This window comes from Vibrio nitrifigilis, assembly GCF_015686695.1.
GTDB classification, from domain to species: domain Bacteria; phylum Pseudomonadota; class Gammaproteobacteria; order Enterobacterales; family Vibrionaceae; genus Vibrio; species Vibrio nitrifigilis.
Map to the genome: position 1 here is coordinate 2,527,152 of NZ_JADPMR010000001.1, position 26,204 is coordinate 2,553,355.

22 protein-coding genes are annotated in these 26,204 nt (G+C 42.7%); 16 read left to right on the forward strand and 6 right to left on the reverse strand.

The window, feature by feature from the left end:
- Nucleotides 1–12 precede the first annotated feature (12 nt).
- Nucleotides 13–1,980, forward strand: a complete 1,968-nt coding sequence (locus I1A42_RS11190; RefSeq protein WP_196123503.1) for a methyl-accepting chemotaxis protein — start codon at nt 13–15, stop codon at nt 1,978–1,980.
- A 78-nt stretch (nt 1,981–2,058) separates the two neighbouring features.
- Here the strand turns inward: I1A42_RS11190 and I1A42_RS11195 are convergent, their stop codons facing one another.
- On the reverse strand, nt 2,059–3,888 hold the full coding sequence (locus I1A42_RS11195; RefSeq protein WP_196123504.1) for an ABC transporter ATP-binding protein: 1,830 nt from the start codon (nt 3,886–3,888) through the stop codon (nt 2,059–2,061).
- A gap of 159 nt (nt 3,889–4,047) precedes the next feature.
- Here I1A42_RS11195 and I1A42_RS11200 point away from each other — a divergent pair, with 159 nt between their 5' ends.
- From I1A42_RS11200 to I1A42_RS11225, 6 genes are all read left to right on the forward strand, one after another.
- Nucleotides 4,048–4,833: an ABC transporter ATP-binding protein gene (locus I1A42_RS11200; protein ID WP_161157691.1), complete on the forward strand. Its 786-nt coding sequence runs from the start codon at nt 4,048–4,050 to the stop codon at nt 4,831–4,833.
- The gene (locus I1A42_RS11205; RefSeq protein WP_196123505.1) at nt 4,824–5,756 is read left to right on the forward strand and encodes an ABC transporter substrate-binding protein; all 933 of its coding nucleotides are present in this window, start codon (nt 4,824–4,826) and stop codon (nt 5,754–5,756) included. Before I1A42_RS11200 ends, I1A42_RS11205 begins: the two co-directional genes overlap by 10 nt.
- A complete protein-coding gene (gene fhuB / locus I1A42_RS11210) occupies nt 5,753–7,735 on the forward strand; it encodes a Fe(3+)-hydroxamate ABC transporter permease FhuB (RefSeq protein WP_196123506.1) in 1,983 nt (660 codons plus the stop codon). Before I1A42_RS11205 ends, fhuB begins: the two co-directional genes overlap by 4 nt.
- Before the next feature lie 200 nt (nt 7,736–7,935).
- Nucleotides 7,936–10,125, forward strand: a complete 2,190-nt coding sequence (locus tag I1A42_RS11215; RefSeq protein WP_196123507.1) for a TonB-dependent receptor — start codon at nt 7,936–7,938, stop codon at nt 10,123–10,125.
- A gap of 271 nt (nt 10,126–10,396) precedes the next feature.
- A complete protein-coding gene (locus I1A42_RS11220; protein ID WP_196123508.1) occupies nt 10,397–11,947 on the forward strand; it encodes a pectate lyase family protein in 1,551 nt (516 codons plus the stop codon).
- Between the two features lie 277 nt (nt 11,948–12,224).
- Complete coding sequence (locus I1A42_RS11225; RefSeq protein WP_161158614.1) at nt 12,225–12,965, forward strand: EAL domain-containing protein; 741 nt, start codon at nt 12,225–12,227, stop codon at nt 12,963–12,965.
- Nucleotides 12,966–13,040: 75 nt separating this feature from the next.
- Here I1A42_RS11225 and I1A42_RS11230 read toward each other — a convergent pair whose 3' ends face one another.
- Nucleotides 13,041–13,907 (reverse strand): YicC/YloC family endoribonuclease, encoded by an 867-nt coding sequence (locus I1A42_RS11230; RefSeq protein ID WP_161158613.1) that lies wholly within the window; start codon nt 13,905–13,907, stop codon nt 13,041–13,043.
- A 216-nt stretch (nt 13,908–14,123) separates the two neighbouring features.
- Between I1A42_RS11230 and rph the strand changes: the two genes are divergently transcribed.
- Together rph and pyrE are read left to right on the forward strand one after the other, a co-directional pair.
- Nucleotides 14,124–14,840, forward strand: coding sequence for a ribonuclease PH (rph, locus tag I1A42_RS11235; RefSeq protein ID WP_161158612.1), 717 nt, complete (start codon nt 14,124–14,126; stop codon nt 14,838–14,840).
- 134 nt (nt 14,841–14,974) lie between these two features.
- On the forward strand, nt 14,975–15,616 hold the full coding sequence (gene pyrE, locus I1A42_RS11240) for an orotate phosphoribosyltransferase (RefSeq protein ID WP_161158611.1): 642 nt from the start codon (nt 14,975–14,977) through the stop codon (nt 15,614–15,616).
- Nucleotides 15,617–15,739: 123 nt separating this feature from the next.
- On the opposite strand, the gene lpxL is transcribed toward pyrE, so the two are convergent.
- The 4 genes from lpxL to coaBC form a co-directional block, all read right to left on the reverse strand.
- Nucleotides 15,740–16,693 (reverse strand): LpxL/LpxP family Kdo(2)-lipid IV(A) lauroyl/palmitoleoyl acyltransferase, encoded by a 954-nt coding sequence (lpxL, locus tag I1A42_RS11245; protein WP_196123509.1) that lies wholly within the window; start codon nt 16,691–16,693, stop codon nt 15,740–15,742.
- 79 nt (nt 16,694–16,772) lie between these two features.
- Nucleotides 16,773–18,020 carry a hypothetical protein gene (locus I1A42_RS11250; RefSeq protein WP_196123510.1) on the reverse strand — a complete coding sequence of 416 codons (1,248 nt, stop codon included), beginning with the start codon at nt 18,018–18,020 and terminating at the stop codon, nt 16,773–16,775.
- A gap of 21 nt (nt 18,021–18,041) precedes the next feature.
- Nucleotides 18,042–18,632, reverse strand: coding sequence for a nucleoid occlusion factor SlmA (gene slmA, locus I1A42_RS11255; RefSeq protein ID WP_161158230.1), 591 nt, complete (start codon nt 18,630–18,632; stop codon nt 18,042–18,044).
- An 81-nt stretch (nt 18,633–18,713) separates the two neighbouring features.
- Nucleotides 18,714–19,913, reverse strand: a complete 1,200-nt coding sequence (gene coaBC, locus I1A42_RS11260) for a bifunctional phosphopantothenoylcysteine decarboxylase/phosphopantothenate--cysteine ligase CoaBC (protein ID WP_196123511.1) — start codon at nt 19,911–19,913, stop codon at nt 18,714–18,716.
- A 295-nt stretch (nt 19,914–20,208) separates the two neighbouring features.
- Between coaBC and I1A42_RS11265 the strand changes: the two genes are divergently transcribed.
- From I1A42_RS11265 to I1A42_RS11295, 7 genes are all read left to right on the forward strand, one after another.
- On the forward strand, nt 20,209–21,891 hold the full coding sequence (locus tag I1A42_RS11265) for a methyl-accepting chemotaxis protein (RefSeq protein ID WP_196123512.1): 1,683 nt from the start codon (nt 20,209–20,211) through the stop codon (nt 21,889–21,891).
- A gap of 131 nt (nt 21,892–22,022) precedes the next feature.
- The gene (gene radC / locus I1A42_RS11270; protein WP_196123513.1) at nt 22,023–22,697 is read left to right on the forward strand and encodes a RadC family protein; all 675 of its coding nucleotides are present in this window, start codon (nt 22,023–22,025) and stop codon (nt 22,695–22,697) included.
- 509 nt (nt 22,698–23,206) lie between these two features.
- Nucleotides 23,207–23,443, forward strand: a complete 237-nt coding sequence (gene rpmB, locus I1A42_RS11275) for a 50S ribosomal protein L28 (protein ID WP_161158234.1) — start codon at nt 23,207–23,209, stop codon at nt 23,441–23,443.
- Nucleotides 23,444–23,456: 13 nt separating this feature from the next.
- On the forward strand, nt 23,457–23,624 hold the full coding sequence (gene rpmG / locus I1A42_RS11280) for a 50S ribosomal protein L33 (protein ID WP_089124655.1): 168 nt from the start codon (nt 23,457–23,459) through the stop codon (nt 23,622–23,624).
- Between the two features lie 133 nt (nt 23,625–23,757).
- Nucleotides 23,758–24,264, forward strand: coding sequence for a hypothetical protein (locus I1A42_RS11285; protein WP_161158235.1), 507 nt, complete (start codon nt 23,758–23,760; stop codon nt 24,262–24,264).
- A 50-nt stretch (nt 24,265–24,314) separates the two neighbouring features.
- The gene (gene mutM, locus I1A42_RS11290) at nt 24,315–25,124 is read left to right on the forward strand and encodes a bifunctional DNA-formamidopyrimidine glycosylase/DNA-(apurinic or apyrimidinic site) lyase (RefSeq protein WP_161158236.1); all 810 of its coding nucleotides are present in this window, start codon (nt 24,315–24,317) and stop codon (nt 25,122–25,124) included.
- 47 nt (nt 25,125–25,171) lie between these two features.
- Nucleotides 25,172–26,173 (forward strand): NAD-dependent epimerase, encoded by a 1,002-nt coding sequence (locus I1A42_RS11295; RefSeq protein ID WP_196123514.1) that lies wholly within the window; start codon nt 25,172–25,174, stop codon nt 26,171–26,173.
- Nucleotides 26,174–26,204: the final 31 nt, after the last annotated feature.

The following is a 26,204-nucleotide window of genomic DNA, read 5'->3' on the forward strand; positions in this document are numbered from 1 at the left end:
AAGGAGTATGCCATGCTTATACGTCAAAAGTTGTATTTGGGCAGTGCCACCTTATTTATTGCAGCATTAGCTGTGTTATACGCTGTCGTGCATTTTCAAGTTACCCCTCTTATTCAAAAGCAAGCCATCCAAAAAGCACAACTACAAGCACAAGTTATTGCTGATAATTTATCTGAGAACCTCACGGAAAATGCCACGTTGACACGTAGCATGGCGGCACTCGCACAAAGCTTGCCTCTTGATCGCCAGATGATTGAGCAGCATGTTGCCTCGTTAGTGAAAAGTGGTAGCGGGATCGCTGGTGGTGGTATCTGGCCTGAACCAAATAAATTGGATACCAATAAAGCCAAAGACTCGCTATTTTGGGCGAAAACAAGTTCCGGTGATTTTTCTTTGCTAGATGATTACAACGCGGCAGATGCTGCTCCTTATCAGCAAGAAGCATGGTATACCTCGGCAAAAGCGGCTAAGCCAGGGCAGTGTGTTTGGTCTGAAGTGTATGTTGACCCTGTTTCCAATGTTCAGATGGTCACCTGTTCTGTAAAAATAGAGCGTGATGGTGCCTTTTGGGGGGTGGCGACAATAGACGTAGAGCTCTCAGGGATTGAGAAACGTTTAATTACAGAACATGAGCAGAATGGTAGTTATGGGCTATTGGTTGACCAAGCTCAACAGTTAATCGGTATGCCGTTATTGCGTTCAAACGATTTAGTGATGAAAACGTTGCAGCAAATTCAGCAACAAGATAACTCCCTTACACCTCTAGTCGCGGCATTGATGAATAAGCAGCAATCGGTAACAGAGCTACCGAAAGGTGTCGTTCCTGATGAATCTGCATTATTAGTACACAGTGAGCTCCCTAAACAGGGATGGGTTGTGGGTGTGATTGTTCCTGATAGTGTAGCTCTAGCTGCGGTGAACAGTTTGCAAATCACACTGTATATTGCCTTTATTGTCTTGCTGATTGTCTTTGTCGGCGTATTGCTATTTTCTGGTAGTAAGTTAGTTGGGCAAATTAAGCTCATTACCCAAAAAGTGACACAAATTACGTCCGGCAATACGACTGATAAGTTGGTCATTACAACGCGCGATGAAGTTGGGGAACTGTGCGAAGCGATTAATGATTACGGCGACCATCTCGTCGCTATTTTGCAAGAAGTACATCGCGAAGCAAAAGTGGTTCAACAAAATTCAAGTGCTTTAGATACGTTAAGCCAAGAAAGCCAGCAGCGTGCGAGCGGTTTGATGGAAGAGAACACGGCATTAGCTACAGCGATCAACCAAATGTCCGCGACGGCCTCCACTATTTCTCAAGACGTTACGGCAGTAGCGGAAGTCACTGGTGAATCGACGGCGATGGTACAAAGTGGTTTCACCTTGATTGAGCAAAGTACTCAGTCGATCAGTGAAATGTTTGAAAAGCTGACCCTATCTGTTGACAGTGTGGAGCAGTTGTCGAAGAATTCTCAAGAGGTTGGGCAGATCCTCGATGTCATCATGGGGATCTCCGAACAAACGAACTTACTGGCATTAAATGCGGCCATTGAGGCGGCTCGTGCTGGTGAAAGTGGTCGTGGGTTTGCAGTTGTGGCTGATGAAGTAAGAACACTAGCGAGTCGTACACAACAATCCGCATCAGAAATTGAAGCAATGATCGCACAGCTACAAAATACGGCAAAAGAGAGTGTTGCGATTTTAACTGCTTGCCAAGCTGATTCACAAAAAGTAAATGACAGTGCTTCTCATACCTTTGAACAGTATGAACGTATGGTAGATATTTTTGCTGATATAGAGCAGCGCTGCGCGCAAATCGCAGTTGCAACCGAAGAACAGGTGAGTGTTACCGATAATGTTGCGGAAATGGCGGTCCGTATTCGTGATATTACTGATCAAAATGCGAAGGATGCGGATGAGTTCCGTCGCGTGAGTCAGGATACTCGCGAGCAAGCTGATCGCTTGTATCAAATTAGCCAAAAATAGATCGATGAGCTCTAAAATAGAAACGCCCCTCCGTTCATTTGAACGGAGGGGCGTTTTAATATTTACCCGTTATAAACGTTAAATATCACCAATAAAACCACCCGTTTGATGGTTCCATAGCTGAGCATAGGCCCCATTTTTAGCGAGCAGTTCTTGGTGTGAACCTTGCTCGATAATTTGTCCTTCATCCATAACAATCAATCGATCCATTGCTGCGATGGTTGATAGGCGGTGTGCTATCGCGATAACGGTTTTGTTTTCCATCAGTTTTTCTAGGTTATCTTGAATTGCGGCTTCCACTTCTGAATCGAGTGCGGATGTTGCTTCATCCATGATAAGTATCGGGGCATTTTTTAAAAGAACGCGGGCAATTGCGATACGTTGGCGCTGACCACCCGATAATTTGACGCCACGTTCACCCACTTGAACGTCATATCCGTTATTACCCATCTCGTCTTTTAGCTCTTCGATAAAGTGGTGTGCTTGCGCTTGTTTAGCCGCTTCAATCACTTGTTCTTGGCTGGCGGTTGGGTCGCCATACAAAATATTGTCGCGAATTGAACGATGCAATAGCGAGGTATCTTGTGTAATGAGGCCAATTTGTTGGCGGAGTGACTCTTGCGTTACTTGCGAAATATCTTGGTCATCAATACGAATGTTGCCTGCTTGAATGTCGTAAAAACGCAGCAGTAAATTCACCAAGGTTGATTTACCTGCACCTGAACGGCCAACAATACCGACTTTTTCTCCAGGTTTTAATTGCAGATCGAGCTGCTCAAAAACGGATTTTCTATCCGTGTAGCGAAAATCGATATGGTTAAAATGAATGGCCCCTTGTTTTACAACCAAAGGTTTTGCATCTGTACTGTCGACGATTTCAATATCGTTGGCAATGGTGTTAATGCTATCAATAACTGTCCCGATACTTTCAAACAGAGCTCGAACTTCCCACATAATCCATTTCGACATGCCTTGTAGGCGCAACGCAATACTGATAACAATTGCGATGACACCAACGGTGACGGATTCGCTCAGCCACAGCTCGATAGATAAGGCTGCAACAGTAAATAAAAGTAGATAGTTAATGATATCTACACTGTATAGCAATGCGGTTAAAGTACGCATTTGGCGATATACCGTCTGTAAGAACTGCTTCATGCCAGATTCTGCGTAATCTTTTTCGCGTGATGCGTGAGAAAACAGTTTAACGGTGGTGATGTTGGTGTAGGTATCGACAATGCGACCAGTCATATTCGATTGGGCATTGGCTTGAGCGGTTGAAATTTCTTTTAGGCGCGGCAAAAAGTAAACTTGAATCAATGCATAAATCACCATCCACACCAAAATTGGAATCACTAATACTTTGTCTGCTTGACCAATCATCACTAGCATCGAAATCAGGTAGACAATGATGTACACCGAAAGGTCGACTAATTTCATGACTGTCTCTCGTACGGCATTTGCGCTTTGCATGACTTTTGTCGCGACTCGTCCTGCGTAATCACGTTGGAAGAAGCCAATACTTTGTTTGAGCAAATAGCGGTGAACAAGCCAGCGAATCGACATTGGGTAATTTCCCAATATGGTCTGATGCAATAGCATTGAGTGAAAAAATGCGAGTATCGGCATCGCCACTAGTACCAATAGAGCCATCATACCTAATTGGTGACCATGTTCAGCCCAAAAGTGTTGTCGATTGGCACTGCTAAGAATATCGACAATATCCCCCATATAGCGAACCAGCATGACTTCTGCAATGGCCACACACGCACTGAGAATTGACATCATTAACAGTGGTTTTTCAAAGCCACGCGTGTAGTAACGGCAAAAGCCAACGAGGGTGCGTGGCGGCTTTTGAGGATCCTCATTTGGGAATGCCTCGGTGAGGTTTTCAAACCATTGGAACATGTGTGAGACCTTTGTTCTGTATCAAGTACAGGAGAAGTATTGGGTAGCCGACTTTCCATAATGAGAATAATCGGTAAAATAGCGAATTCCGTATAGTAATGATAATTAAAATGGTTCTCAATCTTCCTGTGGGTGAATGAGGGCAAAGAGGAGCAATCGATGTTTACGTTATCGAACGTAGAAATGGTGCGAGGCGGCAGAACAATTTTGTCGGTGGATGAATTAACCATCCCCACTGATAAGTTGACCATCGTACTCGGTCATAATGGTTCAGGTAAATCGACGTTGATGAGCTTACTCTCTGGTCAACAAGATCCCGACAAGGGGCTAGTGCAATTAAATGATCAGGATATCAGCCGTTTCGATACCAAAGCGTTAGCTAAGCAGGTGGCTTTTTTGCCGCAAAAACTGCCTGCGAGTGCTGGTCTTACTGTAAGAGAATTGGTTCGTTTAGGTCGCTTCCCGTGGCGTGGCGCATTAGGCCGCTGGCGTAAAGAAGACGCGACCATTATTGATGATGCAATGGAAAAAACCGGTGTGACGCCTTTTGCTGATGCGCTGGTGGATGAGTTATCTGGTGGTGAGCGTCAGCGTGCATGGGTAGCGATGTTATTAGCCCAAGAATCTCCAGTTTTAATTTTGGATGAGCCGACATCTGCACTTGATATTCAGCATCAATACCAACTAATGGCACTATTAGCGGAATTAAATCAGCAACAAGGATGTGGTGTGATTGTTATTTTGCATGATCTTAATCTTGCGTTACGTTATGCCACTCATATCGTTGCTCTTAAACAAGGTCACATTGCCTTTTCTGGACCAGCGACGGAACTTGACGATGAGCAGCGCTTATCTTCTCTTTACCAAACGCCAATTAAATTGATTGACCACCCTCATCCTAATCATGACTCGACGACGAATAAGGTGGCTATCGTATGCGCTTAATGTTTTCTCTCTCTCGAATTTTCATACTTCTTTTGAGCACTTTTTTTCTTACTGCAACGGCTCTAGCAAAACCTATTACGGTCACCGATAGTCTAGGCCAACATACCTTAGCAAGCATTCCCCAAAGAGCGGCAGTGTTAGATTGGAACTTGCTGGAGCAGGTGATTGAACTCGGTGTGACACCAGTGACAGCAACGGATGTAGATTCTTATAAAGAGTGGGTAGTTAAACCACCCATTCCTTCGTCAACTCAAAATGTAGGAACACGTGGAGAACCTAACTTAGAGAAAATTGCTGCGTTAAAACCCGATGTGATCTTAATTACTAAATCGCAGAAGGCATTAATGCCAAGGTTAAAAGAGATTGCGCCAGTACTGTATTACACCAACTTCTCAAAAGACGTCAATCAGGGGAAAGTGGCTATTCAAGAATTTAAACAGTTGGCACATGTGTTTGGTAAAGAGGATGTTGCCAAGAAAAAATTAGCACAGATGAAGGCTCGTTTTACTCAATTAAAAGCGAAATTACAGCAACATTTTGGGCAAACATTGCCTAGTGTTGTGACCATGCGGTTTGCGAGTACCACATCAACGTATATCTACACCAAAAATTCTATGGCGGATTATGTGCTCCATCAACTTGGTTTAAAACAGGCCATCGAGCTACCGCCTAGCCAATGGGGTATTACGCAAAAACCGATTTCTTCTTTGCAGCACATTACGCAAGGTTATGTGCTGTACATTTTGCCATTTGCTCAAGAAAAAGAGCTGCAACACTCTATTTTGTGGCGTGCAATGCCGTTTGTGCGTAATCACCATATTCACTCAGTGCCTTCGGTATGGAGTTACGGTGGCGCCATGTCATTGATGTTTACTGCAGAAGCCTTTACCAACAGCTTGTTAGAGGTAGCACCACAGTCATGACATGGAAAACATTAGTCGTAGGTTGTGCGCTGGTTGTTATCGCTATTTTTGCCAGCTTGCAAATTAATCAAGCATTACCTGTAAGCCACCAATGGCACTTGGTGTTTCATCCTCTAGGCGCCGAATCGTTTAACGATTTTAACTTTGTTTATGCCCAATTGCCTCGGGCTGTTATTACGTTATTGATTGGCGCCATGCTTGGGTTAGTTGGCAGCTTGATGCAGCAGCTTACTCAAAATACCCTGACATCTCCTTTGACTCTCGGCACTTCTTCTGGTGCGTGGCTGGCGCTCATTATTATTAATATTTGGTGGCCGGATGCTGCTAAAGATTATAACGCAGTGGCCGCTATGGTCGGTTCTTTAGTCGCATTTGGTTTGATTCTACTTATTGCGGGTATGGAAAACATGACTGGGTTGCCAATGGTAATCTCTGGCATGGTGATCAATATTCTGCTCGGAGCCATTGCTAGTGCCATTATTTTGTTGCATCAAAACTATGCGCAAAATGTGTTTATGTGGGGCGCGGGTGATCTCGCGCAAAACGGTTGGGACTGGATTCAATGGTTATGGCCACGACTATTACCTACATTGCTACTGATTATCTTTGCGCCGAGAATTTTAACCTTACTGCGTTTAGGCCATCAGGGGGCTGAAGCGCGTGGTTTGGCTGTGATCCCCGCGTTTTTTGCTTTAATGATTATTGGTATTTGGTTAGTCTCTGCCGCTATTACAGCTGTTGGCCTGATCGGCTTCATTGGTTTGTTAACACCCAATATTGTGCGAGCCATGGGGGCGAGGACACCTAAGATGGAACTGTTTGCCAGTTTGATTTTTGGTGCGCTGCTACTTTTGATAACCGATATCTTAGCTCAATTGATCAGCCTGTGGTTAGGACAAGTCGTTCCTAGTGGTGTAACTGCGGCAGCGATAGGAGCGCCTGCTTTGATTTGGTTTAGCCGTCGGCAGCTTAAAGCTCAAGATGGGATGGCTGTTCAATTGCCCGGGTCATTACAGTATGTCAGTTGGCGTTTGGTTGGTTTGTTTGCTGGTGTGTTTATTCTAGGCTTGTGTTGCTACTTTATGTTGCAGCCGAGTGATCAAGCTTGGCAGTGGAGTCTTCCTTCTCATTACCAATGGACTCTGCGTTGGCCTCGCGCTCTGACGGCTATTGGTGCTGGGCTTGGATTAGCTCTAGCGGGAACGGTTTTACAACGTATGATCTATAACCCGTTAGCGAGTCCAGATATTTTAGGGGTCTCTTCGGGGGCTACATTTGCTTTGGTTGTCTCGAGCTTGTTCTTTGGTCAATCGTTAATGTCGATGCAATGGGGTACAGCATTGATTGGCAGCTTAGCGGTATTGGTGGTGCTGCTCGTATTAGGGCGTCGACATCAATATGCACCTTCTAGCGTGATTTTAACCGGTATAGCGATGTCGGCGTTGCTGCAGGCTTTTGTACAGTTCTGTTTGGCAAAAGGGAATCAAGATAGCTACGAAATTTTGCAGTGGTTAGCGGGCTCGACTTATCGTGTTACTGGCAACCAAGCGCTACTATTAATTGGATTAATCGCTGCAATGTTGCTGGCAAGTTTAGCCGCTTCACGTGGATTAACCTTGTTATCTATTAGCCGTGAGTTTGCTCAGGCTCGTGGCTTAAATACCTCATTAATGTCGTTGTTACTGCTTTCTCTCGTTGCTGCATTATGTGCGGTAGTGACTGCAACCATGGGGCCTGTATCGTTTGTTGGTCTAGTTGCGCCACACTTGGCACGGATGTTGGGGGCTCAACAAACAAAACCGCAACTGTTACTTGGAGGATTAATCGGTGCCACGGCTATGTTGTGGTCTGATTGGCTGGGGCAAGTAGTGTTGTATCCAAACCAAGTGGCTGCTGGGACGTTAGTGGCTATTATTGGTGCGATCTACTTCTTAGGTTTGCTTATTTTCAATCGAATTAGGCAGCGGTTGGCTTTTTAAGACTCCCTTCCTAAATACAAGGAGAAGAGCTTAAGCGTCTCCTTGTATTTCATGTGTTTCTCATTTTTATCCTATTGATATTACTAACCTATTCAACAGGTTCATTATTGAAAACAGTTTTCATTAAACATAATATAAGTGCTAATAAAAACAATTCTTATTAACAATTAATTTACTCATATTCTATAGCAGGGGTTATCATGTCTACGTTTCGTCTTTCCCGTGTCGGGTTAAGTGTGTTTGCTGCACTTACTCTAGGCACCACTTCCGTCGCTTGGTCAGCAGATGCCACAACCGATTCAACGAAATCTGCCGATACAAACAAAACTGAAGTGATCACTGTCCATGGCTCTCAAGTCGATCTCGGTGGTGAATACGAAGGTGGTCAAGTTGCCCGTGCTAGCCGAGCGGGTTTGCTCGGTAACGTAGATATGATGGATGCGCCATTTTCATCAACCAGTTACACCTCAAAACTGATTGCGGATCAGCAAGCGAAAAGTGTGGCGGATGTGTTGCAAAACGATCCAACAGTTCGAGTTGCTAAAGGGTTTGGTAACTTCCAAGAGCTTTACATGATTCGCGGATTTAACGTGTATTCTGATGATATGACCCTAAATGGTGTTTATGGCATCTTGCCTAGACAGTATGTTGCTGCAGAAATGATTGAGCGTGCGGAAGTCTTTCGTGGTGCGAACTCGTTTCTAAACGGTGCGGCTCCTGGTGGCAGTGCGATTGGTGGTTTGGTGAATATTGTACCTAAACGCGCAGGCAGTGAACCGATTAATCGTGTAACACTTGGTACTCAATCTGGTGGCCAAGGTTATGCCGCAATGGATTGGAGTCGCCGTTTTGGTGATAATCAATCAGATGGTTTACGCATTAATGTTGTTGGCCGTAATGGCGAGGATGGCATTGATAATGAAGATACTCAATTAGGTGCAATGACCATTGGGTGGGATCATCAAGGTGATAAGCTACGTTTGTCTGCCGATTTAGGTTACCAAGATCATCATATTGATAGCCCTCGCCCAAGTGTGACGCCTAGCAGCAGCGCTCCGTCTGCTCCTGATGCTTCTAGCAACTATGCTCAAGATTGGACTTACACTGATGAAAAACAACTGTTTGGTGTTGTTCGTGGTGAATACGATTTTTCTGATGATACTTCGGCGTGGTTAGCGGTTGGTGGTCGTCATGGTAAAGAGCACAATTTATTAGCAAACCCATCTTCCGATAGCGATGGTAATCTATCTATCTATGCCTATGAGAACGTACGTGAAGATAATATTATTTCAGCAGATACCGGCGTACGTCATGAGTTTGAGACAGGCAGCATCGGTCACAGTGTCGTTCTTTCTGCTTCTGCTTATCATGCTGCTCTTGGTAACGCTTATACTATGACAGGGTATTCAGATGCAGGTACTCTTTATGATTACTCCCAAGTTGGTCAAGATACGGATATTACCTATAGCGGTGGTGACTTAGACGATCCTAAGGTGACGGAACGTGATAACTATTCAAGCTTAGCGTTAGCGGACACGATATCCATGTTTGAGGATCAAGTGAAAGTGACTCTAGGTGGACGCTATCAGCGTATTGATGTGATCAGCTATGGGTATGACGGTAAAGATGGCGATCGCTACGCGAAAAATGCAGTAACACCATTCACTGGCGTTGTTTATCAACCAACTCTAGATTGGACTTTATATGCTAACTATGCAGAAGCTTTATTACCCGGTGATACAGCGTCTGCGACCAATAATGGTTCCTCGGTAACAAATGCTGGTGAGGTAATGTCTCCGCTGCGTTCTAAGCAATATGAGATGGGCGCGAAATACGACAATGGTCATTTCGGTGGTACGGTGAGCGTGTTCCAAATTAGCAAACCAAGTTATCGTTACACCTCTGATAATACCTTTACCGATAACGGTGAACAACGCAACCGTGGTATTGAACTATCTGGTTTCGGTAAGGTTCTTGATCAAGTGAAAGTCTTGGGTGGTGTGACTCTTATCGATGCAGAGCTAGTGAAAACCGATGATGGTGAAGACGAAGGCAATACAGCAATCGGTGTGCCAAAAGTTACCGCTAACCTAAACTTAGAGTGGGCGACTCCATTTGTTGATGGTTTGACGTTTGAAGGCCGCAGTGTTTACACGGGGTCACAATATATCGACGAAGATAACGATAATAAAATCCCATCGTGGGTTCGTTTTGACCTAGGTGCTCGCTATAAGATGATGGTTGATAAGAAACCGCTTACGCTGCGTGCACGAGTAGAAAACGTTGCCGATAAAGATTACTGGGCTTCAACAGGTGGTTACCCTGGTAGTAACTACCTAGTACAAGGCGCACCTCGTACCTTTGTGGTATCAGCAAGTTACGACTTCTAAGCTTAAATCTTAAATACAATAGAAACCGGCCTTAAAGGCCGGTTTTTTCATTTATCAAATTTATGAAAAATAGAAATATCTAATAGATTAAAATTGGGAACGATCTCATAAAATAGCGTAAATAAAAGTAATAATTGTGATTTTTAATAAAAAACAGCAACTTGTATTGTGATTTTTGTTCAAAATAATCACCCAGTAAAACCATTAATATTTTGTATGTTTTATCTTTCTTGGGCCATTAATAGTGATGGCTTCGAATGAGATAAAAAGAATGACAACATCGTCTATTTTTCGTTTTACAACCCTTTCTGTTTGTCTATTTAGTGCAATGAATGCCTGGGCGGGCGTTGATGGTTACGCCTCTCTTAATGGTGGTACGACTGGAGGAGAAGGTGGTGACGTCGTTTATGCAACGACGGGTACTGAAATTAACCAAGCTATGTGCAATCGCTCGAGTGATGACACTCCATTAACCATTTACGTGACAGGCACAATTAACCACGATAATACCGAACAAGCATCTGGTAGTTGTAATACACGTGGTGATGCTATTCAGTTTAAGGGAGTGAGTAATATTTCATTGATTGGCCAAGGTGAGGCTTTATTCGATGAAATTGGCATTCATATCCGTGATGCATCAAATATCATTATCCGTAATGTGCACGTACGTAATGTGAAAAAATCAGGATCACCGATTTCTAATGGTGGTGATGCGATTGGTTTAGAGAAAAATGTTCATAATATCTGGATTGATCATAATGAATTAGAAGCATCAGGTGGTGAGAAAGATGGTTATGATTCATTGATTGATATGAAAGCAACAACTCAATATGTCACTGTTTCGTATAACTATCTACACCACTCGGGACGTGGAGGCTTGATTGGTTCAAGTGATAATGATACTGAGAATACGTATATAACATTCCATCACAACCGTTATGAGAATATTGATTCTCGCTTACCTCTTTTACGTCACGGTACAGTACACGCGTTTAATAACTACTATGCCCATGTATCTAAATCAGGTATGAATCCTCGTATCGGTGGTCAAATCAAGGCTGAGAACAATGTCTTCAACGATGTGCAAAACCCAATTGGCACATTTTATACTGATGACATGGGCTATTGGGATCTCAGTGGCAATCAATTTAATGATGTCACTTGGTTAGATAATTCAACTAACCATCCTGCTGGTCCAGATCCTGTTTCTACTACGTCGATTACTATTCCATATCAATATACTTTAGATGAGACTGATTGTGTTCAATCGATTGTGCTTGCAACCGCTGGTACTCAAAATGATTACGCTGTTTCTGATGGTAAATGTGCGACAAGCACACGAACAGAAGAAAGTAATGAAACAGCTGATGACACATCATCGTCTAATAGTGATACCTCTGACTCATCATCAGACACATCAAGTAGCGATGATTCAGCTTCGATTGATGTAAGCGGAGAAACCAATCTATCAATCGGTGCAGGCTCAGACGGTGATGGCAAAGGGATGGGAAGTTACGGCTCGGTTAGAGATGGCGATAGTACAACACTTTGGGCACCTAAAGGCAGCACAGGTACGGTGTCGATCAAATGGAAAACAGCTCAAACTATCAACGCGGTTGTGATTCGTGAAGCAGATGACTATAGCGGCAATATCACTAGCTGGCAGTTAACGAATAATGATACTGATGAGGTGATTGCATCAGGTACATCTACTGGTGTCATTACGTTTGATGCGGTTAGCCTGAAAAAAGTGAATTTCACAATTTTATCGAGTAAAGGCACGCCAACTGTGGCTGAATTTGAAACCTACTTTATTCAATAAACGAATATTTATTTTTCTGGGGACGTGAAGTCCCCCTTTTTGATCATTTCATATATTTACAAACTACTCAGTTATTCAAATTATTTGAACTACATTCAGCAACTGAAAAAACTTTTCTGACAAACGTTTCCACAAAGTCTTTGCCCGTTTAGCATACGTAACATTAAACGTCTGTGATATGGACAAAATAGATAACATTTTTGGGCATGTTACGTAAAAGCGGTATAAATAACCGCAACTCAATTGTTTTAAACTAACGAACGTGAAGCAAAAGACTATGCAAAAACTTATCGAAACCCAGGACGATCAATGCTTAGTATTTAATTTGCAGGGAACATTACTTGCCGCTTTTGCTGCTAAATATCAACCAATTTATGCTGAAGATAGCCATTCACTGTTTGCGTTCGAGTTTCTTCCAGAAATGCACTTTAATGCGGGGGAAGGCTATGACTCGACCAACTTTTTTCGACAAGCTGACGATGCCTGCTTTCAAGCGATTATAGAGCAACAATGGCACCAAGCAGTTGAATTAGTCGATAGGCTAAATACGCGAGTCTCATTCAATATCGATATGGCTTTTATTGCTGATTCTAACTTTGTTGCCAAAATCGCATCTCATTGCCGAGATCGACTTGTTCTAGAAGTGAATGGTTATGACTTATTTGCAGAGCAAATGGAGCGTTTTATAAAAAATATCCGTTTGCTGAGAGCAAAAGGCGTTGAAGTTTGGCTCAATGATTATGATGCTCGTAAAGATCTGCACAACCGTTATCTCAAATTAAAAATTTGGGATGGGATTAAGTTAGATGCGGATTTCTCACATCACCTTGCTCGTAAAGTTGTAAAAATTAACTTTCTTAACAAGTTGAAAGGGTATGCGAAAAAGATCGTTCTTTGTGGTGTTAATCAACCTGAATTAAAGACATTTTCTGAGATTAACAGTGTTTATGCGCAAGGTAATTACTGTTCTTACCCACTGAGCACTCAGCAAGTGAATGATTTCTATCGCTGTGCTTAAATAGCAAGCCAACTTTGAGCGATAAAAAAGGGCAGCATGGACTCACAATGCTGCCCTAATTCTATGAATAAGTGGTTATTCGATGTTTTGGATCTGTTCGCGCATCTGTTCAATAAGCACTTTTAATTCAACACCTGATGCAGTGATATCGGTACTGATGGATTTTGAGGCAAGCGTGTTTGATTCACGGTTGAATTCTTGCATCATAAAATCTAGACGGCGACCACATGAGCCACCTTTTTTCAGTACGTTACGTGCTTCTTTAACGTGAGAGTCTAAGCGATCAAGCTCTTCTGCTACATCTGATTTTTGCGCTAGAAGAATCATTTCTTGTTCGATACGGGTGGGGTCGAGTTCTACTTGAGCTTCAGCAAATTTGGTTTGCAGACGTTCGCGTTGCCATTCAATAATTTCTGGCATACGAGTACGTACCTGTGCCACTTCTTCACTAATAGCCGTTAGGCGCTGTTCGATGAGGGCTTTCATGTTTTCCCCTTCACGACCACGGGCATCGATAAACTCGGTTACACCTTCGTCAAAAGCCTTTAATAGCTCTTTATTGATCGCATCGATATCTTGTTCAGGTGTTTCCATAACACCTTGCCATTGCATGACTTGGAATGGATTGATGCGGCTTAGTTCACCCGTCATATGCATGATTTGATTGGCTGCTTTAATCACTTGTTCTGCAAGTGGTTCATTAATGGTCAGCTCACTTTGTGCTGCTGGGTTTGCTTCAAAGCGTAGGCTACACTCAACTTTACCGCGTGCTAGGCGTTTACGAAAACGCTCGCGAAGCACAGGTTCCAGACCACGAAATTGCTCTGGTAGACGGAAGTAAGTTTCTAAGTAACGTTGGTTAACCGAACGGATTTCCCAAACGGCACTGCCCCAGTCACCTTTCACTTCTTTGCGTGAATACGCGGTCATGCTGTAAATCATCAGTGTGTCCTTAGTCCTAAACTGTTAAGGCGTATTTTTAATAACCATCATACTAACATAGATTTATTCGGATCAATGTACGAGCAATAAGAGATTAGGATGAATTACAAAGCAGATTTCATTCGGCGTGTGCGATAGCAGGGTAGGAAGCTGTGAATATTTCCGTTATAATCTGCGCCCAATCGATTACATCTCACCCAATAAAGGCAGAGAATTATGCGTCCAAATAACCGCGCAGCGGATCAAGTGCGTCCAATCAAAATTACTCGGAATTACACCGCTTATGCAGAAGGTTCTGTATTAGTTGAATTTGGTAATACGAAAGTATTGTGTAACGCAACCGTTGAAGAAAGTGTGCCTCGTTGGTTAAAAGGCCAAGGTAAAGGTTGGGTGACTGCGGAATACGGTATGCTTCCTCGTGCCACTCATACTCGTACTCGCCGCGAAGCTGCAAATGGTAAGCAGGGCGGACGTACGATGGAAATTCAACGTCTTATAGCACGCAGTTTACGTGCTGTGGTTGATTTGAAAGCGATGGGCGAGCTAATGATTACCGTCGATTGTGATGTGATTCAAGCCGACGGGGGCACTCGTACTGCTTCTATTACTGGTGCAAGTGTTGCTATGGCCGATGCTTTTGCGCATTTAATTAAAGCTGGCAAGTTGAAGAAAAACCCGATGAAAGGCCATGTTGCTGCTGTTTCTGTTGGTATTCTTGGCGAAGACGTACTTTGTGATTTGGAATATGTTGAAGATTCCAATGCTGATACCGATATGAATGTGGTCATGACCGAAGAAGGTAAGATGATTGAAATTCAGGGTACCGCAGAAGGTGAACCGTTCAGTCATGAAGAGTTGATGTCGTTACTGGAAAGTGCCAAGAAGGGCATTGCCGATATTGTTCAAGTGCAGAAAGAAGCACTTACTAACTAGTTTTTAAAAATAGCTCCTTATTTAAGGGGCTATTTTTTTGTGTTTTTCTCACCACCCGGGGGAAATGGTCTGGACACCACCCGGTGGTGAGAGTGTCAAAATAACCCGTTATAGGGAAACATAGAGAGAGAGTTATGAAAGCGTACCAGCGTGAGTTTATTGAGTTTGCCCTTGAGAGAGAAGTGCTGAAATTTGGTGAGTTTACTCTGAAATCCGGACGTAAAAGCCCATATTTCTTTAACGCTGGTTTGTTTAATACCGGATCTGACTTGGCCCGTTTAGGTCGCTTCTATGCAGCGGCGTTGGCGGATTCAGGCATCGATTTTGATGTGTTGTTTGGCCCTGCTTATAAAGGGATTCCAATCGCAACCACAACAGCAGTTGCTCTAGCAGATCATCATAATATCGATACGCCATACTGTTTTAACCGTAAAGAAGCGAAAGATCACGGCGAAGGCGGTAACTTGGTTGGTAGTGCGTTGGAAGGTCGAATCATGCTTGTTGATGATGTGATTACGGCAGGCACTGCGATTCGCGAATCGATGGAAATCATCCAAAATAACGGTGCTGATTTAGCGGGTGTTTTGGTTGCGATTGACCGCCAAGAAAAAGGCAAAGGCGAGCTTTCTGCTATTCAAGAAGTGGAGCGCGACTTCGCATGTAAAGTGATTTCGATTGTGAGCTTAAGTGATCTGATTTCTTACCTAGAACAACAAGATGGTAATGCTGAGCATCTTGAAGCAGTTAAAGCATACCAAGCTCAATATGGTATCTAAATTTTATAAAGTGCAGTAATAACCAAGCGCCGTAAAGGCGCTTTTTTTGTTTTTGAGTGATAGCTGAAGTGTCCGTGAGCGTTGAACAAACTCCCTCCCTTTGGGGAGAAACCAGATCGAGCATTATTGATAGCGACGACCGACTTTCTTCTCTGGATCTGGTTCATGTTTGAAGCGGCGATGTAACCACATCCACTGTTCTGGTGCACGTAAGATTAACTCTTCAACAAATTGATTCATATAGGCTGCCGCGGCAACGGCATCACGTTTCGGAAAGTCGTGACCAACAATTTTATCTGCAATGATGTCGTATTTGCCCTCTTGATTTCTAAAGCCAGAGCCAATAACAATACCGCACTTACTCAGTTTAGCGAGCACACTGGTACCGGTTGTGGTACAGGCATCTTCCACTGCGAAAAGAGGCACATAAGCTGCATTTTTTCTACCGTAGTCGTGATCAGGTAAATAGAATAAGCGGTAGCCTTCACGCATAACACGAACCATTTTCTTTAAATCTTTACGATCTACCATCAAATTGCCATTATGCGAGCGCCCCCAATACTGGATTAAGTTATAAGCCGGGTTATTGTGCGGGCGAAATACCCCATATCCAGGTAACCCTATGATGGCGAAAGCTCGAGCAGTCACCTCCAAATTGAGGGCATGAACACAGCATAGCAGCACACCTTTGCCTTCATTTTCATAGTCACGCAAAGGTTGGACGTTGTGTTCTACGATGCGGCGTTTAAAGCGCCAAGTCGGCCAAAACCAGGTAATACCTGTTTCAATCAGACCAGCCCCAGTGTTTTTAAAGTTTTCTATGACAAAAGCACGAATCTCTTCTTGAGTTTTTTCTGGGAAAGCGAGTTCAAGGTTACGATGAGCAGTATGAACGCGACCTTTACTAAATCGCATCGCTAATTTACCAAAACCACGGCCAATTTTAAGCAAGACTGAGTAGGGTAAAATATTGACAACAAGAGCTAAGAAGCCAAAGCCTAACCATACTCCCCAATACTTGGGAGCGAGTAGAGCATAGGAAAAAGTTGGTTTATCAAAACTGGCTTGGTGTGTCATAACGTTTTCTTTTTAGGCATGGAACAGAGTAAATACAAAACAATCATGAAAACTCCTTGGCTGGAGGCTTCACTCTCAATTAAAGCTTTAAGTCTAGTTTATCAATAAATTCAAAGGTTTTTTCTAACGAATGATAGGTATTGATATAGACATAAGTTGGCGTATTTGAAGCGATACTCAATTCAAAATACATCTCACGAAATTGCTGAATATGTTGCACTGATAGCTCTTCTTTACGACCTAAAATAGTCGCCTCTGGAGCATCTAACTGCACAATGCAGCTTGGCGTTGGTGCTTTTTTTATAAGTTCGCGAGCGGTTGGGTACATGGTCAATGGCGTTTCCATTGAGCGAGAGCCCGTGATCAACAAATCGATGTAAAAGCGATCAAAAATCGTGGTTTTACCAAAACGGCATAAGAACGCTTTGCAGTAACCAGACACTAAGCTAATCCAAAATAGCTTAATATGTTGAATATCGTCGTACTGATTTTTATCTAATGGACCATATTGAAGGTCAATTTTGTTCCAAGTGAGTTTGCGCAAAAATAAATAGAGAAAACTACGACGAAATGTCTTTTTATACATGTAGTATTTGGCGCGATAGCGTTTCGTCAACTGCTTAATCACGGTGGTTTTGCCTACTCCATCTGGGCCAACAACGGCAATAACTCGACTGGATTTGGCCAGTTTCTTCTTCAAGCGGTAGAACACTTGAGCTAAACGATGCTGTGATTGTTGCGCGAATAATCCTCTATCTTGTAACTGTTTATTCGCGAGGCGCATTTTTTCTTTAGATACATCATCAAACAGAGATTTCACCTCAGAATCCAAATTCGGCAGTTGGCGATAATAGTTGAGCCGATGTTGAACTTCTTCGCTCTCTAACTTTTTATTTTTAGAGTACATATGGGATAAATAAAACAGTGCTGCAATATTATCACTCAGTGTAAAGTGCCCTTCTTTTTCGATGAGCTGTTGCTGCTCAGCCAGTTTATACCACGGGATATGGGTTCCTTTAGGCAATGAACGGTCTTTAATGTCTAGCTCTGTCCAGATATCGAATTCAACGCAGTGTTCCAGTGAATGAGTAAATAAAGTGACCGTTGTTTTTTCATATTTCACACGTTCGATACGAAAGTTAATCGCATTAGCACTACAAATTCGATGGAATAAGCGCAATAGATCGTTGAGGGCTTCTGGATTGACTAAAAGATCAAAGTCACCTTGATAAATATCAGGTTCTCGAATTGGTTTAGGACGAATAAAAACAAAAGGCAGAGCTTGTTGCTGTGCAGCAGAGAAAAATTCAGTGATCACTTTTAGCATTGCTGGTGGTCTCGTATTGTTTTACTTAATTTGAGCACTTAAGAGTGTCCAGTATTGCTCAAAGTTTTCCGTTGGAAGGTATTTAAAATTGGAACGCACAAAACGGTTAAGACTACCTTCTACTTGGCCGAGCAATTGAGCGGCTAAAATACTTTCTTCTACGGGGAAAGATTTTCCTTCACGTAATTTACGTTCACGCAAGATTTGACGTAATGAAGTTTCAATACGTTCAAAAAGTTGGTTGATACGATCGCGTAAACGTTCATTTTCAAACATTAGAGCATGCCCGGATAAGATTCGTGTCAAACCTGGGTTACGTTCTGAGAACGCGAGAACCAATTGCAAAACCAAGCGAATCCGATTCAGTGTGTCTTTTTCTTCGTCTAAAATCAGGTTAATACGAGACATAAGTGATTCTTCGATAAACTCGATTAACCCCTCAAACATTCTCGCTTTACTTGGAAAGTGGCGATATAAAGCGGCTTCAGAAACCCCTACTTGTTTGGCCAATTTGGCGGTCGTAATACGAGAAGCTCCTTCATGAGATTCCAGCATTTCCGCTAATGCTTGCAGAATTTCTTCACGACGATTCGATTTCTTAGTACCGGCCATAACCCGATTTTCCTTATGATTACCACTACTTGAATGAAAATAGACGCTTAGTGACAGTAAGCGTCATTTGTTATTGGTTTCTTATAACTGACGATTAATTAATAGCATTAAAGATTGAGCAAGTTGGGATTTACTCGTTAAAGGCAGAGTTTGCTCACCCTCATTCCAGAATACAGTGAGTGCATTCTCATCACTATTAAACCCCTGACCGGCAACCGAGACATCGTTAGCACAAATCATATCGAGATTTTTTCTTTGTAGTTTGCTGCGAGCATATTGTTCCACATCTTGTGTTTCTGCAGCAAAGCCCACTGTAAAGGGGCGTTGTTCTGTCATCGCGGCGACTGATGCTACGATATCAGGATTTTTTACCATAGTAATGATGAGGTTATCATTATCATCGGTTTTTTTGATTTTTTGCTCCGCTACCACGTCAGGTCGGTAATCTGCAACCGCAGCACAAGCAATAAAAACGTCATGAGAAGCGGCTTGTGACATCACTGCGTTATACATATCAAGAGAGCTGATCACATCAATACGATTCACGTTTGCGGGAGTTGATAGGTTTACAGGCCCAGCCACTAAAGTGACGGTTGCACCTAATTTAGCCGCAGCAGCTGCAATCGCAAATCCCATTTTACCAGAGCTGTAATTTGTTAAATAACGGACGGGATCAAGCGCTTCTCTGGTTGGTCCTGCTGTTATTAGTATCTGTTTTCCATTAAGGGCCTTTGGGCCAAAAAATGCCTCGCAGCGATGGACCAGTTCCATTGGATCGAGCATACGACCGGGGCCAACATCACCACAGGCCTGCTCTCCAGCATCGGGCCCCCAAATGGTATAACCACGACGTTCGAGAGTGGCAATATTCTCTTGAGTGGCAATATTGCGGTACATTTGTTGATTCATCGCAGGAGATACAACAACCGGCGCATCAGTTGCGAGTACTAAAGTCGTCAGAAGATCATTACCCATACCTGCGGCGATACGACCAATTAAATCAGCAGTTGCTGGCGCTAACAATACCATGTCTGCCCATTTTGCTAATTCAATATGTCCCATAGATGCTTCAGCAGCAGGATCAAACAAGCTATCTGACACGGGTTTACCTGATACTGCTTGCATCGTAAGTGGGGTGATAAAGGCTTCTGCTGCTTTGGTCATTACAACGCGGACTTCTGCGCCACGTTCAATCAGACGACGGGTTAACTCTGCGCATTTATACGCTGCGATACCGCCACTGATGCCCAGCAGAATTTTTTTTCCTGCTAATGTCTGCATTCTGGATTCCTCAAAAATTCTGGTCGCTATGCTAGCACAACTACCCTCATATGTCAGAGTACGGCTAACGCCCGTTTAGAAAATTGAAATCTATGCAATTAATGTGGATTAACACAATAAAATACCGACCGCGTCACCCTTCCAGTTGTACGGATATGAGACAGTAAAAAATATTCAATCTATTGCTTAAGAAGTGATTGGGTTGAATCGTTTTTCAGAGAAAAAATGGCCAACACAACAAAGATTTCTGCCTGCCTGTTTGTTGTGTCAATAAATAAAAATAAAAGGTGTACTTATGTCTATATCACTACGTAGTAAGCCCAAATTGCTGCTATTAACTGTACTCCCACTTGTTATCGTGACATCTATTGTGACTGCGGTGTTTTACCGTAATGGTGTGAGCAGCCTTGACCAAGAGATGACTCGTTATCGCGCAGACCTCATATCAACACGTAAAGCGGAGTTAAAAGCCTATATAAAACTGGCGATGACTTCAGTTAAGCCTTTATATGATCAAGATAAAAATGGAGAAAACAAAGCCCAGGCAAAGCAGATTTTGGAAGCGATGCGCTTTGCAACAGATGGTTACTTTTTTGGTTATAACTCAAAAGGTGTGGCAGTGCTTCATGGAAGCAATCAAAGCCTAGTTGGAAAGAACCTGTACAACATGAAAGATGAAAATGGTTTGCCGGTTATTCAGGAAATCATTCGTTCGGCAAAAGAAGGGGATGGCTATCTAGAATTTTCTTGGAATAAACCCTCTTTGCACCATGCTGCACCCAAGCTTGGTTATCAGCAATACCTACCTAAATGGGATTGGATAATTGGTACGGGTGTATACGTTGATGATATTGATAACCAAATAGCGAACTATCAGCACCAGAAAAAAGCGCAACTCGCTTCTCAAATGTGGTCTGCTATTGCTTTATCGCTTGGTGGATTATTGATTACTGTGATTGTTGTGAGCGTGTTAGTCTCTCGAGGTGTATTACCTATCAAACATCTTGCGGAATCATTACAAGGAATGGCGTCAGGGGATGGTGATTTGACGGCTCGTCTAGCGGTTGAAAGCCAAGATGAAATTGGTGATGCAGCCCGCGCATTTAACTCCTTTGTCGCTAAAATACAAAAAATGATGCAGAACGTCAGTCGCGCAGAGGCCGGTATTGAAATCGCTGTGACGAAATTAAATCAGCAAACACAATCTGCAGATAGGCAAATGAGCGAACACAGTTTGGAAACAGATAAAGTCGTTACTGCAGTGACGGAAATGAGTGCTACTGCGCGCGAAGTTGCGCAAAATACCAATTCCACCGCGCATTCAATAGAAGCGGCAAATCAGAGAATATCAGAAGCACAAGTTGAAGTGGATGAAGCAGTACAAGGCATTAGTGCTTTAATCCACGAAGTAGAGGTAACCTCCTCTGCGATAGGTGAGCTGCAACAGCATGCGACCAGTATTACTAAGGTGTTGGGTGTGATTGGTGAGATTGCTGAACAAACTAATCTACTGGCGCTCAATGCTGCAATAGAGGCTGCTCGAGCTGGTGAACAAGGAAGAGGCTTTGCTGTGGTTGCCGATGAAGTTCGCTCTTTAGCAAGTCGTACTCAAGACAGTACGCAAGAGATCAATAATATGCTCAAAGAGCTTAATCAAGGTGTAGAAAAAGCGGTAAAAAGTATGCAGCTAAGCCAGCATCGAGGTGAAAAGACTTCCCAGGATTCTGAGAGAATCCGTCAAAGTTTATTGGGTATGGCGGAATCCATCAGTGTGATTCAAGAGATGGGGATCCAAACCGCTTCTGCTGCCGAAGAGCAAAGTTTAGTCTCTGAGGAAATTAACCAAAACCTCGTCCATATTCAGCAGATTGTGAATGAATTGGGGGATGGCGTGAAAGAGTCCGTCACTATTGGTCAGCAGTTATCGCTTTCTGGTGACGAAATGAGAGAGTTGGTCAGTAACTTTAAGGTCGCGTAATCGTTAATTTGGAAATAGATAATTGTATGGGGATGATTTATTAGTGAAGTCGCTCGAAGGTTAAAAATTGGAATCTTGAGTCTGCTATGAGTGTTTGTCTTTATTAGGGCTGGTTGCTCTGGAGTCATAAGATGAAGTTAAAACACTTGCCGGCAGACTCTCTGCCTAGAGAAAAGCTCTTGCAGAGAGGCGCTGATTCGCTCAGTGATGCTGAACTCTTAGCGATATTTCTGCGAACTGGGACAACAGGGATGAATGTCTTAGTGCTTGCTGACCAATTGTTAAAAGATTTTGGATCACTACGTGCACTGTTTTCTTCATCCCAAGAAGAGTTCTGCCAACGTAAAGGGTTGGGCGTTGCTAAGTATGTGCAACTCCAAGCCGTAATCGAGATGACCCAGCGTTATTTGTCAGAGACGCTTCAACGCGGTGAAGCTTTGACAAGCCCACAGCAGACTAAACTTTATTTATCAAGCCGTTTACGCGATCGCCAAAGAGAAGCCTTCTACCTGCTATTCCTCGATAATCAGCATCGAGTGATAAAAGATGAAATCTTATTTGAGGGTACCATTGATTCTGCGTCTGTTTATCCGAGAGAAGTATTAAAAAGAGCGTTGTTTCATAATGCGGCGGCTGTCATCTTGGCGCATAACCACCCATCTGGTGTGGCTGAACCTAGCCAGTCTGATCGGCGAATTACTCAACGTCTTGTTGAAGCACTCATGCTGGTAGATATTCGAGTATTAGACCATTTTGTGGTCGGAGACGGTGAAGTTATCTCATTTGCTGAAAGAGGTTGGATTTAAAATAAGCCGATTAGTGATGGAAAATGCATGAGTTAGGGTAAAAAAAGAGCAATGAGTGGTGACGCCTGAATGGATTTTTTTGAATAAAATAAAAAAAAATTTTCGGCGAAATGATCGCTTTGAGAAAAATTAACATGAAAAAACAAAGCGCTTTGTCATGATTACACAGCTTAGGTCAAAAAATCCCAACTTTATAAAGAGCATCATGGGATTAGGATTAGGCAACCGATGACTTTTTCCCTTGTTAGTTAGCTAAAATCTGATACTATTCGCAAACATTTTTAAACACTAATCAGCTCGCCAGAGAAAAAAAGATCAGGGAATCCTTCAAAAAGGATCTGTTCGGGTCTTGAGCAATGCATGGCAAGTTAGTATAATGCGCGACCTTTGATAGCCTTGTATGGATTTTCCATATTGGTTTTTAACCTCAACTTCTTAAATTTTAGAGATAGAGGTTCGGCCAGCAAGCAAGGTTGATATCGAGCTGAAACGATTTGGAGAAGACATTCATGTCCCGAGTATGCCAAGTAACTGGTAAGCGTCCAGTAACGGGTAACAACCGTTCACACGCACGAAATGCTACTAAGCGTCGTTTTCTGCCGAACCTACAAACTCATCGTTTCTGGGTAGAGAGCGAAAAACGTTTTGTTAAACTACGTCTATCTGCTAAAGGCATGCGTATCATCGATAAGAAAGGTATTGATACCGTTCTTACTGATATCCGTGCACGTGGCGAAAACGTTTAAGAGGAATTGAACCATGGCTAAAGGCATTCGTGAGAAAATTCGTCTAGTATCTTCTGCAGGTACTGGTCACTTTTACACTACTGACAAAAACAAACGTAACATGCCAGGCAAATTCGAGATCAAAAAATTTGATCCAGTAGTTCGCCAACACGTTATTTACAAAGAAGCGAAAATCAAGTAATTGATTGCTTTTTTGCAGAGTGTAATAAAACCCAACCAATAGGTTGGGTTTTTTATTGCCTATCATCTAGCTTTGGTTATAGTTATTTCTTAGTTTCATAGAGTTAACTGACTGACCACCTAGAGAGGATAATATGCGAGTACCACCAGCCCGTCGTCGCCGTTGGAATAATATACTCATCATATTGGTTATCGTATTTATCGGTTTACTCAACCTACCGACAATAATCAAAACCTACCTTATTGAGCCTCAAAGTCACCAACAACCCCAATATCCCCATGTCTTGAATCCGGCAAAATCACTAAAAGAGATGAACTTCACTCACTATACATTAGTGAAAAAGTCACAACACTGGCATTCAGACAAGATCCTACCTATAACTGCAGATCAATTAGTGGAGCATTGGCTGGAACTTAGCGGCACTGTGATTGATGAAAAGACCTTTCATTCGATAGAAGATACCCTAGGTAACCCCGGTACCGTTGAAGTGTGGTACGACGATCAGGAAGAGCCTCAAAGGATCACATACTACCAAGGCCAAAAGTTTTGGGTATTCAAAACATGGCAAAACCGGTGGGTGGCTATTTCGGTCGATAAAAACTACATCATTCCTACTCTGACCAAATCGGTATCGTTCTGAGTAGTGAAGCGGTAGACTAATCGAAAAAATAAGTACAAAAGGGAAGTATTATGCCTGAATTACCTGAGGTAGAGGTTAGTCGACTTGGTATTTCACCCCATCTAGTGGGCGAAAAAGTGAAACGAATCGAAGTTCGGGCGCCGAAATTGCGTTGGGAAATCCCTTATGATCTGAAAAAATTAGAAGGGCAAGTGATTCGTGATATTCGCCGCAGAGCAAAGTATTTATTGCTGGAAACGGACGTTGGCACTGCAATAGTGCATTTGGGGATGTCTGGCTCGTTGAGAGTACTTGATGCACCGATTGAAGCCGGTAAGCATGATCATGTCGATCTGTTTATGTGTAATGGTAAAGTTTTACGTTATAACGATCCTCGTCGATTTGGTGCTTGGCTCTGGTGTGAAAAAGGGGCCAGTCATCAAGTGTTAGCTAACTTAGGTCCTGAGCCGCTTAGCGAAGGTTTCACTGCTAAATATATGCATGAGCGAGCGCAAGGAAAACGCGTCGCGATTAAACAATTTATTATGGATAACAAACATGTCGTTGGCGTAGGCAATATCTATGCAAACGAATCTTTGTTTACATCGGGCATCTTACCGACTCGAATGGCGGGGTCTATCACTGCTAAAGAGTGGCAAATGTTGGTGAGCGAAATAAAGTCCGTTTTGGCCTATTCGATTCAACAAGGCGGTACGACGTTAAAAGATTTTGCTCAAGCAGACGGTAAACCAGGCTATTTTGCTCAAGAATTGCGAGTCTACGGTAAAGGTGGAGAGCCTTGTCCTGTGTGTGGAGCGTTGATACAAGAGCAAAAAATTGGGCAGAGAAATACGTTTTTTTGTAGAATTTGCCAACACTAAATATTGTTATAACAGATGAATAAATAAACTTAGATTGAGTAAAGAGAATGAAATATCTTGTTACGGGAGCCGCTGGCTTTATCGGTTCCTCAGTTGTTGAGCGTCTTTGTGCCTTGGGCCATCAAGTTATCGGTATTGATAATTTAAATGATTATTACCCCGTATCGCTTAAACTGGATCGTTTAAAACGTATTGAGCATCGATTGTTTCGTTTTATTGAATTAGATTTAGCTGATCGAGAGGGAATGGCAAATCTATTTAGTGAACAAAAATTTAATCGAGTCATCCATCTTGCAGCCCAAGCAGGCGTTCGTTACTCAATTGAAAACCCGATGGCGTATGCGGATAGTAATTTAATCGGTCATCTAGCGGTATTAGAGGGATGTCGACATAATAAGGTTGAACATCTCATCTATGCTTCATCAAGTTCTGTGTATGGGCTAAACCGCAAGATGCCATTTGATACCTCAGATTCAGTCGATCACCCGGTCTCTCTTTATGCGGCAACTAAAAAATCGAACGAGATGATGGCTCATAGTTATTCTCATCTTTATAATGTTCCAACGACTGGATTACGCTTTTTTACCGTGTATGGTCCTTGGGGCCGACCAGATATGGCATTATTTAAATTTACCAATGCCATTATGAAAGGTGACAGCATCGATGTGTATAACAATGGTGATATGCAGCGAGATTTCACCTATATAGATGATATCGTCGAAGGTATTTTGCGTATTCAAGACGTTGTGCCGACTCGAGATGCACATTGGACCGTAGAAGATGGCACCTCAGCAACCAGCTCAGCCCCTTACCGTATTTATAATATTGGTCATGGTAGCCCTGTAAAACTGATGGACTATATTGAGGCTTTAGAAGAAGCACTTGGCGTTGAAGCAAAGAAAAACTTTATGCCAATGCAACCAGGGGATGTGTATGCGACGTATGCGGATACAAAAGAACTCTTCGCAGTAACTGGTTATAAGCCTAAAGTTGGTGTTAAAGAAGGTGTTAAAGAATTTGTTGCTTGGTATAAGCAATATTATCAATAACATAGACTTCATAATTTGAATGATTTTATTT